This is a genomic window from Sphingobacteriales bacterium, from assembly GCA_012517435.1.
Taxonomy (GTDB): Bacteria; Bacteroidota; Bacteroidia; order CAILMK01; family JAAYUY01; genus JAAYUY01.
On sequence record JAAYUY010000050.1, the window covers coordinates 1 to 11,714 of the forward strand.

Below are 11,714 nucleotides of genomic sequence, written 5' to 3' on the forward strand. Positions count from 1 at the left end.
ATAAAATGAGCCATGCCATTATCTTTCTCGCTTTCATATCTGCTTCCCGTGCCAATCAGGAATCCGCAGTAAACAATACCGCTTTTGGCAGTGGGAGTAAAAACGATACGCAGTCCGTTGGGCAACTCATAGAGATAAGTACCATCCCCATTATCATATTTTTTCCATAAACTATCCATCGATTCAGCCAATTATCTGTCAGAATTTACCCAAACAATTTTAAATTTTGAGTGCGAAGTTAGTGTTAATCAGCATGATTGACTGACTTTTTTTTAACACTTGTCTGATTTATCCACAAAATTAACAGTATTTTTGAGGTTGTTATGAAAACAATAATTGACCAAACAGGAAATGAAATCAGGGTGGCCGATGAAATTGAAAGCCTTGTTTCATTGGTACCTTCATTGACAGAGCTTTTGTTTTTCTTCAAAATGGATGAAAAAATCAAAGGTGTAACCGATTTTTGTGTTCATCCTGTCGATAAGGTCGCCCTCAAAACGAAGGTGGGAGGGCCACTCAATTTCGACATTGACAAAATTGAAAGTCTCCGGCCTGATATAGTATTTGCATCGAAAGGAGAAAACAGTAAAGGGCTGGTCAATAAATTAATGGAGAAAGTGCCTGTTTTTATCTGTGATATCAATAGTCTTGAAGATGCATTCAAAGCTATAGAAAAAATCGGATTTATATGTAATCAGACCGATTTGGCTCAAAACCTGACACAAAACCTATCGATAAGTTTTGACAAACTGAAAGAACCGACTGGTATCAGTGTCATTTATCTTGTTTGGGAAAAACCTTTTATCGTAGCGGGAAACAATACCATTGTTCATGATATTCTGACCAAAACCGGTATTAAAAATGCCTTTGGAGGGATTAAAGGTTATCAGAAAATCACCAACAAGCAATTAACTGAAGCTCAGGCAGATATCGTTCTTCTCCCGTCTGAACCTTTTCAGTTCGGGCAACATCATATTGAACAATACAAACAACTTCTCCCCCATTGTAAAGTACTTCTCGTTGACGGACAGTATTTCTGCTGGTATGGCAACAGACTTTTACTGGCTGTCAACTATCTGAAAAACCTGAAGTTACTCATGCAATCGATTTGCAAAAAGCTTTAAACTGTAAACAAAAGAAAATGAGACAATTATATAAATCATTTCATTACCCGCCTGTAACACTGATGCTGGTTACGCTTGTAAGCAGCATTTCTGCACAGGATATCCAACAGGGTATTCAAAAATTCCCCCTTCAAAAAATTGTCAATCTACAAAACATTGACCATGATTATTATTTTTCACTGATAACCACAGAAATGCCTGTACCCGGAGATGAATTAACATATCTCGAAAAAATCAAAAAGAATATTCCGCCAAAAGATTACAGCAGCAGAAGAGAAAACACGCTGGTATTAAATGAAAAACCAGCGGTATTGATCAATTTTGAAGGAAATAAATTTCACGGACATGTACCAAACGACAATCATCTGGCTGTTTCAAATGAAGGCAAAATTATTTCGGTAACCAATTCCATCATTCATTTTTATTATAACGACAGTCAGATTCATTCCCCTGTATCGCTCGACACCTTTGGTGCACTTATTCAGCATCCCCACGGGAAATATGACCCACGTGTGATTTACGACCCGAAAAGAGACCGTTTTATCATCGTTTTTCTGAATGGATTTACCGATCAGACAAGTTTTATTTATGTAGCCTTTTCTGAAAGCAACGACCCCTTAGGCAACTGGCATTTATATACGCTCCCGGGCAATCCTCTTCAGGACACAAGCTGGTCGGACTTCCCCATGATTGCTGTCAACAATCATGAACTTTTTCTGACCATTAACCTTTTGAAAAATATCAGCGGAAACGAAACATGGAAAACCAATTTCAAACAAACACTTATCTGGCAGGTTGACCTGAACAGCGGATTTTCTGGCGATTCGCTTCTGGCCAAGTTTTACGATAATATTGATTTTGAAGGAAAAAGACTAAGAAATATCTGCCCGGTTCCTCATTATACAGGTGCATCTGGTGAAAATATGTTTTTTCTCTCCAACATGAACTTCAGCCAGCAGACCGATTCATTTTTTCTGCTCGAAATTACCGGAAAAATGGACAATCCGTCAACAAAGCTTAACATTCATTACATAAAGGCTGATAATAACTACGGAGTAGCTCCTTCAGCCGACATGCCTTTCAACCGCCTGCTCGAAACCAATGATGCACGCATTCTCGATGCTGTCGTCTTTCCTGACAATTCCATCCGCTTTGTCGGAAATTCCATTGATTTCAGCAACAATAAAGCAAGTTTTTATCATGGCAAACTAAGTAAATCAGGCAACAATTATCAGATAAAACTTGACATCATCCATCATCCAAAACTTGAATTTGGTTATCCCAATATTGAATATACAGGAGATGGCAGCAATGATGAAGGCATTATTCTGGTAAACCACAGTGCGGATAGTACCAATCCCGGAATATCGGCATTCTTTTATAAAAATGGAGATTTTTCAGAACCTGTCGTGGTAAAGGAAGGCCAAACCACCGTAACCGTTCAGACCGGAAAAACGCAAAGATGGGGAGATTATACCGGCCTTCAGCGAAAATATAACGAAAATGGAGTCGTATGGGGTTCAGGTTATTTTGGTAAGTTTATTTCTGCTTCACAGCGTGTCAACGGAACATGGATTGCCCAGTTGAAAAGTCCTACTTACTTGTCTGCTCATGAATCTGCTATTTCACATCCACTACTCACATACCCCAATCCTTTTGAAGATCAGGTAATTGTAGAATTTGACAATCGTTATCTCCAGAAGTACTTATTTCAGATTTTCACACAGGATGGCAAGCTGGTCAAGCAATTGAGGGAAGATTATGTCAAACCGGGAAAAGCCAGAATTAGCTTTTATATGGATAATATGCCAAACGGAACCTATCAGTTGGTAATCTCAAACGAAAGAGGAGAAAAAATTGTCAGGTCCCTTCTTAAGAAATAAACTCAGAACGGATAACCAATTCCAAGGTTAAATTGAATATCCCTGAATTTAAAATCCCTGATCACCCATCGGCTTCCTGCATCTTTTGAGGGATCATGCAGCGGAATACCAAAATCAGTTCTGAGGATAAAGTAGCTGAAATCATACCTGAGACCCAGACCTGTACCGGCAGCCAGTTGCCTGTAAAACTGATTCAGGTGAAAAGCTCCACCCGGCCTTGAGTCTTCCTGCCTTAGCGTCCAGATATTGCCAGCATCCAGAAAAACAGCAGCTTTAAGCATTCCAACCAAATCGAAGCGGTATTCGATGTTAGCTTCTAATTTTATTTCGCCTGTACGTAAAAAAGGAATTCCACTTGGATTTTTATATTCTCCCGGCCCGATTCCCCGAAGCGGCCAGGCTCTGATGCTGTTGGCACCTCCTATAAAATATCTTTTTTCAAAGGGCAGAATTTCAGAATTGCCAAAAGGCACGCCTACACCTGCAAAGATGTGTCCGGCTATTGAAGACCAATCGGTAAGCTTCTGGGAATAACTGGCATCTACATCTGATTTAAGGTACTGGTAAAACGGGACTTTAAAAATTTCATAAACAGTTGTGTCACTTGCGCTTTTATTGCCTTCTGCCAAAACAAATAACATCCGGGGAAGATTTCCTGCCGTTTCTATCAGGTTGACTTTTATCCGCCAGATGGCCGAGTATTTAGGGTCTTGCCCTTTGTAAACCAAACCATAACGGAAGGTATTGATTAAATGGGTTTCGTAAGCATTTTTCAGCAATTCATCTTCCGTTGAATCAAGCAAAGTAATAAGCCTGGGGTTTAATATTTCAGTTTTGATTCTTCCAATTTCAATAGGTGTGAGAAAATGCTGAAAATCAGGGCTTTTATAGGAATAGGAATAGGAAAAATTGAGTGACGACCTTTCATAGTCAATGTTTCTCTCAAAATATTGTGACAGACTCAGAAAAGTTCTGGAAGTTGTAAAAATACGGTCAGTGTATGTTTTTGCAAAAAAATATGCTTCCGGAAATGAAAAAGAAGTGGATAGTTCAAACTGATAGTTGTTCGATGATTGTTTTCCCTCAAATACATTTGCCTGAATATCAACAGCCCCGCCAAACCTGACATTCCATAGTACTGCCCTTCGGAACAAATTCCGGTTACGGTAGTTCAGGCTCCCTGAAACTCCGAAATAACGGTAATGTTCTGCTGTAATATTCTTGGTTTCTTCTGTCGTATTTGCCTCTACTTCAAGCGAATACGATTGTTTTTCCATAGGGGTCAGCTTGATAAGACAATCCAGTAAGGATGTATCTGAATATATATCTTTCTTCTCAAAAAAATCAATATCGATAAACTTATAGATTTCCAGATCATTATAATTAATGATTGATTCCTTTACCTTTGACATGTTGAAAGCATCTCCCGGCCTGAATTCAAGCCTTGACAGAATGATTTCGGGCCTGACATAGTAATCTTTTCCAAGAAAATAATAATCCTTGATTTTCAGGGTGTCTTTATTCAGGGTGTCAAAAATGTTGTAATTGGGATTGAAGTTTATCCGGTTAAAAATGTATAACTTGTGGGCTGAGGTATCTCCCGGATTGTTTATAAACAGGTTAATATTGACTTTTTCCTCCCTGATGGAAGAAGTATCGACTTCATAATAGATAAAGTATTTGCTGAACTTAAAATAGCCATAGTCATTCAAAACTTTGGCGATTCTTTCCCTTTCAGCAGTCAGGTTTTCGCTGTCATAAAAATCCCCGCTGCGAATAAAAGACTGTGAGCGGTGAAGTGAAACAAGGCTGTCAATTTTCCTGTCAGGGATGTAGTAATTCACCTGATCTATTTTCATCCTTTTTCCTGCATAAATGTAATAATAGGTTGAAGCCTTGAATTTCCTGAAATACACCCTGTATTCAACCCGGGGTCTGAAATAGCCTTTATTGACAAGATAGTCAAACATCTGAGCGGCTGATTCATAGGTGAGCGTGCTGTCGAGAAAGAGAGGATGAACACCTGTCAGATTTTTAAGTGTACGATTGTACCAGTTGTTTTTCTTTCTGTCAAGATGAAGATAAAGGCCGGTCAGGGGTAAATCAATCCCAATCAGTTTTTTCCTGACTTTTTGCTTCATTAATTCTGAAAGCTCGTATTGCAGGGCACTTTCGGCATTGGCCACTTTAGTTTTTCTCAGAAGATACTGATTTTCATTAAGATACTTTTTTACAGAACAGGAAGATAAAATCAGCAATATTGTCATTGCCACTGTAAATTTGCCCCATAAGCTTTTAGCCGATGCTTTCAAAGTCTCAAATAAATTTTATCAAATCACTCGAACAAAAAAAACAGCGCAAAGCATTTAAACTGTTTTTAGCCGAGGGCGTAAAAATAGTCAATGAATTGCTTATATCCAATTACAAAATCGATTCAGTTTTTGCAACAAAAGAATGGCTAAAAAACAATATCGGCAAGTTATTATCTAAACAAATTGTGAATGTTTTTGAAATTACCGCTGACGAACTAAAAAAAATAAGCCTGCTTACCACCCCTAATCAGGTGCTTGCATTGGTAAAAATGCCGGATGAGTCCGATCCTGTTGAAAGCGACCTGATTGTAGCACTCGAAAGCATCAGAGATCCCGGAAATTTAGGCACTATTATCCGCATTTGCGATTGGTTTGGTATCTCAACCCTTATTTGCTCTCCCGACTGTGCCGATTTTTACAATCCGAAAGTCATTCAGTCAACCATGGGAAGTTTTACAAGAGTACAACTAATTGAATATGAACTTCATCAGTTAAAAAAACTCTACCCTGACCATCATATTTACGGAGCATCTCTCAACGGAAATAATATTGTTCATTGCAAACCGGAGAAAAAATCCGTTCTTGTCATCGGGAATGAATCAGCAGGTATCAGCGAAAGTTTAATGAAACACTTAGATTCATCCATCATGATTCCTCGTTACGGAAAAGCCGAATCACTCAATGCTGCGGTTGCCTGCGGAATTATCGTCAATTATTTCAGGTCAAACCTGCAATAGACTTCATTCAACAACAAATTCATCTTCCTTTCTCCAGGGCGGATCAACAATTACCAAAAAACAAAGCGGTTCATTACCAGTGTTAACAAGATACTGACTGCATTCCGGTGGAATATAATAGGAACTCCCTGAACAAACCTCGACCGGCTGATGATTGATATACATTACACCTTTACCTGAAACGATATAATAGGTTTCAGATTGCTTCAGATAATGATCAAGGGTTTTGCCCTGCGGATCAATCCATGCATAAGCCAGACTGTGATGAGTATTTACAGAATTTCTGCCGGGATGAAAAATTTCCTTTAAAAAACAATGATCGCCCGCTATAATAGCCTCAATATCATTGATATGACGAACTACAGGCTCCCCCTTCATTGAATTAAAAAGATTTTATCTTTTGCTTTATTAAGGGTAATGAGGGTAACGTTCATTTCGAGCGTCTGACTGGCAACTTCCTGAATAATGGTGTAGGGAAAAAGAATTCCTTTTACCGGCTGGTAATTTTTATAAGAAGTTATGATTTCCAGTTTACCTTCAGGGCTTTCAATTTTGGCAACATTCATGATTTTTAAACCGCTTTTAACATCATAATAATCAAAAACAGGATTGCCGCTTCTGGGGGTGATTTTAATTTTATAGGCCTGCGTTCCATCTTCCAGTTCGGCAATGCCAAGAAGCTCAATATTATCTCCCAACTCATTGTATTTCATCTCTTTAAATAAAACAGCTTCGTATTTCATTCTTTCCAGTTGTTCACCCTGAAGTTCCATTTTATTGCCCATGGCTATCACCATTCCTTTCTGTCCATCAAATATTTGCTTCTGAATGGAAATGTCGGGAGTAGCCATTTCAAAATAGAACTTATTAGGAACTGCATTGTGTATCGTAATTACAATGTCATTTCCCTGAATGGAGCTTTTTGCCCATGTCGAAATACTCTTGACCGCATTCAGTTTTTCTTTTCCGCCAATGGCATTGACATAGTTATCTATGACAGTCTGAGGTGTAAGTCCATCGGGAGCAGGTTTCATTTTTTCCAATTGTGGATAAGCATTTAAAAATGCACCTGAAAAGAAAATCAGAATAATAGCTTTTATAGTTCTCATAATTTTTTTTAGGCAAAGGTACTTAAAATGTGAATGTAAATTACCCAAAAACAGGTTTTTCAGGATAGTAATTAACGAATCAATAAAGGTAGAATAAATGGATTAACAAAAACTGCCAAGATCTAAACAAGCTGTAAATCCGGGATTTATAAACCATTTTTACAAAAGTACTCTGATATTCAGAATCATAGACTCAATAATGTAAGGAACTCTTATGCAGATTTTTTTATCAGCCAGAAAAGGATGTTTGATTAACTTTGCAAGTTGAAGAATGTATTGACCATGGAGAAAGAATCTGTTTCAGAGAATTTGGTTCTGGAAGATCTGGTTGTTTATATTGCTAAAAATGCAGAATAGCAGCTTAATGAAAATTTTAACCACACCATGGAAAAACGATTTTCTTGAGCTTGTGAGCCAATCCAGAAAATCAATAAAAATAACTTCCCCATTTGTAAAAAATGATGTTTGTTCTGAATTAATCAGTGCAAAAAAAAGCTCTTCGAAAATTGTTTTAATTACTTCGATTAAACTGATGAGCATCTATTCGGGAGCACTTGATATTTCTGCAATTGAAAATATTATCAACAACAATGGAACAGTTAAGAATTTTCCCAGACTATATTCCAAGATTTATCTGTTTGATGATAAAAAAGCAATTATTACATCAGGCAATCTGACTTATGGTGGGTTGATTAAAAATTATGAATATGGTTTATACATAGATGATCAGACTGTAGTTCAAAACGTTGTCCGTGACTTCAACTCATTATCCAAAAATGAAATAACAGGAATTGTCAGAAAATCTGATCTGGAGACGGTAAAAAGCATATTGGAAAAAATAAAGGAATCAGTTTCTCCTAAAATTCCGAAATTTGAAGCTGAAACACCGGAAGAAAACTTAGATGTAATAATGACCGATATTGAACCCATCATTAATTCTTTGTCAGGCTGGAAATTAGAAGTATTTAAGTGTGTTAACTCAATTCCCGGTCAAATTTTTACATTAAATGAGATTAATAAATTTGAAAACCATCTTAAGAAGATTTTTCCTGCCAATAAACACGTTACAGACAAAATCAGACAACAACTTCAATTTTTAAGGAATTTGGGATTAATAGAGTTTTTAGGTGAAGGCAAATACAAAAAATTATGGGAATAAGTTGGTTTTAAAAGACTTCCAGATTTTAAACATAACCTCAGAATCCGAGGCGGTATCTTAAAGGAGCCATCATATATTTTCTGTGGGTTCCCCATTAACTCATTTTGCACCCCATCCAATATGAAAACCCATCTCAAATACATATTCTCGTTAAGCCTTGAGCCTTTTCCTTTCAAGAATTTGAAATTTTATTTTTCCTGTTAAAAATAATTTATACCTTTGCAGCCGAAAAAATTTAGTCATGAAAGAAGGAATTCACCCAAAAAAATACAGATTTGTCGTTTTTCAGGATATGTCGAATGGTACGTCATTCCTGACTCGTTCGTGTGTTGATACCAAGGAAACCATTACATGGAAAGACGGAAAAGAATATCCGTTTTTTAAACTTGAAATCAGCAATACTTCGCATCCATTTTTCACCGGGAAAAAGGTATTTGTTGATACCGCAGGACGTGTCGAAAAATTCTTTTCCAAGTATAAGAAAACAGAACCCAAAAAATAACTCTTGTTTTATACTCAAAAAAAGGCTTCTTTTGAAATTCAAAAGAAGCTTTTTTATTTTTAATCTATGGCAAATTACATTCTGTTTGACGACCATCAGGTTTGGGAAAACTTGCTCCCCCTAACCTATACAAGGCCGGTCTCCGAAATACGTACCGGAATTCTTACCATCGCTGAAAAATGGAATTACTATCTGAACACATCTGTATCAAAATTAACTGAAGACTACCTCAGCAGAAAGTTCCCGACAAAAATCAGCGGAGACGACATCTATATCAATTCTTCCATTCTTCCTGACAATGAGCTTGTTGAAGCCATCCATAATCTTAAGCCAGGTGAAGTGTTGCTTTCCAAAAATGAATGGCTTGCCTCCTACGGACATCCCAAAACTTTCTTTAACCAACACAATCAATCTGAAAAGAAGATATTTAGTGGTAATTATCAGGCAATCAGACATTTATGGGATATTTTTCTGCTCAACGGGAAAGAGATTAATCGCGATTTCGGGATTCTGACAAAAGGGAAATCATCAGTTACTTTAAGTTCAAGTAACCGTATATTCGGTCAGCATCCGGTTTTTGCCGAAGAAGGAGCAAGCGCTGAATGTGCCATTTTCAATACTACCTTTGGTCCCATTTACCTTGGGAAACATTCACTGGTCATGGAGGGGAGCATCATTCAAGGACCTTTTTCGCTTGGTGAAAGCTCTCAGGTCAAACTGGCTGCAAAAATTTATCCCGGCTCCACAATCGGACCTCAGTGCAGGGTAGGTGGAGAACTTAATAATGTTGTATTTTTAGGTTTTTCCAACAAAGCCCATGATGGCTTTCTGGGAAATGCTGTCATCGGTGAATGGTGCAACATCGGAGCAGATTCCAACAATTCCAATCTGAAAAACACCTATGAAAATGTGAAAGTCTGGAATTACAGCCACAAATCATTTATGGATAGTGGTTTACAGTTTTGCGGATTATTCATGGGAGACCATTCAAAATGCGGGATTAATACCATGTTCAACACCGGTACCAGTGTCGGGGTTTCCGCAAATATTTTCGGAGCGGGCTTTCCGCGAACCTTTATCCCATCTTTTGTATGGGGAGGAGCAGCAGGATTTACCACCTACAAGCCCGAAAAAGCTTTTCAATCCATGGCAGCCGTAATGTCGAGAAGAAATTGTGAGCTTAGCGAACTGGATAAATCGATTTTAAGCCATATCTTTGAAATCACAAAAGAATTCAGGAACTAAACTCTTTTGCCTTATTTCATTTCACATTGACAAAGTTTTTCGGTATGAAAAGGTTCAAAATTGCAGCAGGAAACTGGAAAATGAATACTACCAATGCTTCTGCAGAATTGTTTTTAAATGAACTCACGAATTTATTGAAAGGAGCAAAACAGGATGCTGATAAAAAAATCATCATTTTCCCCCCCTATACCCACCTTAATTTATTTTCCAAAATATTGAAAAACAGTATGATAGAATATGGAGCACAAAATCTCCATCAAAACGACCATGGTGCTTTTACCGGAGAAATCTCAGCTGAAATGCTGACTGAGGCAGGTTGCCGTTATGTGATTGTCGGGCATTCAGAAAGAAGACAATATTTTCATGAAACCAATGAACTACTGGCTCTGAAAATCAGGCAGGCATTAAAATATCAACTCACGCCCATTTATTGTATCGGTGAAACCTTCGATCAGCGTCAGCAAAATATTTATTTTCAGGTTATTGAAGAACAGTTAAACACAGGTCTTTTTCATCTTTCTGAAAATGAATTGCTTCAATGTATTATTGCTTACGAACCGGTCTGGGCTATCGGAACCGGAGTCAATGCCACCCCCGCTCAGGCCCAGGAAGTACATCATTTCATACGTCTGAAAATCGCTGAAAAGTACAATGAAAACATTTCACAGCAAATCAGCATACTTTACGGAGGCAGTATCAAACCTTCCAATTCAGCCGAACTCTTCTCTCAACCCGACATTGACGGTGGCCTAATTGGCGGGGCTTCTCTGCAGGTGAACGATTTTTTTGCCATCATTAATTCTTTTTAATGCGCAGCCTCGAGTTTGAAATACATTGTCCTGAAAATTATCATGAACTTCTGATTTATGAACTTTCTCAGGATACAGAAATCAGTTTTCTTCAAAGTGAGCATATATTAAAGGCCTACATACCTGATCATGAGAAAATAAAAAACCGGATTGTTACTGTTTTAAGCAGCTATTCCAATGTCATTCCCGACTTTTCCTTCAACATAATTCCTGTTCGTGAAGAAAACTGGAACAAACTGTGGGAAAGTAATTTCGAACCTGTGGTACTGGCCAATAAATACATCATCATCGCTCCTTTTCATCATTCATACGATCAGCAATATCAATCAGTTTTAATACAGCCGGAGATGGCATTTGGTACCGGGCATCACGCCACTACAGCCCTGATGACAGATTTCCTGATTCAAATGAATGTGAAAGGAAAGAGTATTATTGACTTCGGATGTGGAACCGGAATTTTATCTATCATAAGTGAAAAAGAAGGTGCCGGTAAAATTCTGGCTATCGACAATGACAGCAGGGCTGTGGCAAGTGCGGGAAAAAACATCAGACTCAATCATTGTAATAGGATTACTGTAAAAAAAGGCACATTGCAAAGTATCGGAAATGAAAAATCTGATATGATTCTGGCAAATATCACAAAAAACACCATTCTGCGTTATTTAAAAGCAATGGGTAATATTCTGAACAAAGATGGAAGCGTGATATGCAGTGGTTTTCGCCCGGAAGACTTTTCTGATATTGAGCATTCTTTTCAGCAACATGGATTCAGGCTACTTGAAAAAGCGCAAAAAGACGGATGGGGAGCAGCAAAATTTAAAATTTAAAAATCTG

General features: G+C 37.8%; 12 protein-coding genes. 8 read left to right on the plus strand and 4 right to left on the minus strand.

Going from position 1 to position 11,714, the window contains the following annotated elements:
• On the minus strand, nucleotides 1-191 hold a 191-nt coding region (locus GX437_02780; GenBank protein ID NLJ06576.1), incomplete at its 3' end, for an insulinase family protein.
• Between the two features lie 132 nt (nucleotides 192-323).
• Between GX437_02780 and GX437_02785 the strand changes: the two genes are divergently transcribed.
• Both GX437_02785 and GX437_02790 read left to right on the plus strand, forming a co-directional pair.
• A complete protein-coding gene (locus GX437_02785; protein ID NLJ06577.1) occupies nucleotides 324-1,124 on the plus strand; it encodes an ABC transporter substrate-binding protein in 801 nt (266 codons plus the stop codon).
• Between the two features lie 17 nt (nucleotides 1,125-1,141).
• The gene (locus GX437_02790; GenBank protein ID NLJ06578.1) at nucleotides 1,142-3,007 is read left to right on the plus strand and encodes a T9SS type A sorting domain-containing protein; all 1,866 of its coding nucleotides are present in this window, start codon (nucleotides 1,142-1,144) and stop codon (nucleotides 3,005-3,007) included.
• Nucleotides 3,008-3,009: 2 nt separating this feature from the next.
• On the opposite strand, the gene GX437_02795 is transcribed toward GX437_02790, so the two are convergent.
• Complete coding sequence (locus GX437_02795) at nucleotides 3,010-5,274, minus strand: BamA/TamA family outer membrane protein (protein ID NLJ06579.1); 2,265 nt, start codon at nucleotides 5,272-5,274, stop codon at nucleotides 3,010-3,012.
• Between the two features lie 35 nt (nucleotides 5,275-5,309).
• Between GX437_02795 and GX437_02800 the strand changes: the two genes are divergently transcribed.
• Nucleotides 5,310-6,056 (plus strand): RNA methyltransferase, encoded by a 747-nt coding sequence (locus tag GX437_02800; protein NLJ06580.1) that lies wholly within the window; start codon nucleotides 5,310-5,312, stop codon nucleotides 6,054-6,056.
• A 3-nt stretch (nucleotides 6,057-6,059) separates the two neighbouring features.
• Here GX437_02800 and GX437_02805 read toward each other — a convergent pair whose 3' ends face one another.
• Both GX437_02805 and GX437_02810 read right to left on the minus strand, forming a co-directional pair.
• Nucleotides 6,060-6,434 (minus strand): cupin domain-containing protein, encoded by a 375-nt coding sequence (locus GX437_02805; GenBank protein ID NLJ06581.1) that lies wholly within the window; start codon nucleotides 6,432-6,434, stop codon nucleotides 6,060-6,062.
• Nucleotides 6,431-7,165, minus strand: coding sequence for a hypothetical protein (locus GX437_02810; protein NLJ06582.1), 735 nt, complete (start codon nucleotides 7,163-7,165; stop codon nucleotides 6,431-6,433). The genes GX437_02805 and GX437_02810 overlap by 4 nt, the downstream gene beginning before the upstream one ends.
• 364 nt (nucleotides 7,166-7,529) lie before the next feature.
• On the opposite strand from GX437_02810, the gene GX437_02815 reads away from it, so the two are divergent.
• From GX437_02815 to prmA, 5 genes are all read left to right on the plus strand, one after another.
• Nucleotides 7,530-8,324, plus strand: a complete 795-nt coding sequence (locus GX437_02815; protein NLJ06583.1) for a hypothetical protein — start codon at nucleotides 7,530-7,532, stop codon at nucleotides 8,322-8,324.
• 241 nt (nucleotides 8,325-8,565) lie between these two features.
• Complete coding sequence (locus GX437_02820; GenBank protein NLJ06584.1) at nucleotides 8,566-8,826, plus strand: type B 50S ribosomal protein L31; 261 nt, start codon at nucleotides 8,566-8,568, stop codon at nucleotides 8,824-8,826.
• 66 nt (nucleotides 8,827-8,892) lie between these two features.
• Entirely contained in the window at nucleotides 8,893-10,071 is a 1,179-nt protein-coding gene (locus GX437_02825) for a glucose-1-phosphate thymidylyltransferase (GenBank protein ID NLJ06585.1), read from the plus strand.
• 44 nt (nucleotides 10,072-10,115) lie between these two features.
• Entirely contained in the window at nucleotides 10,116-10,880 is a 765-nt protein-coding gene (locus GX437_02830) for a triose-phosphate isomerase (protein ID NLJ06586.1), read from the plus strand.
• Nucleotides 10,880-11,707 carry a 50S ribosomal protein L11 methyltransferase gene (gene prmA / locus GX437_02835; protein NLJ06587.1) on the plus strand — a complete coding sequence of 276 codons (828 nt, stop codon included), beginning with the start codon at nucleotides 10,880-10,882 and terminating at the stop codon, nucleotides 11,705-11,707. The genes GX437_02830 and prmA overlap by 1 nt, the downstream gene beginning before the upstream one ends.
• The last annotated feature ends 7 nt before the right edge of the window (nucleotides 11,708-11,714 follow it).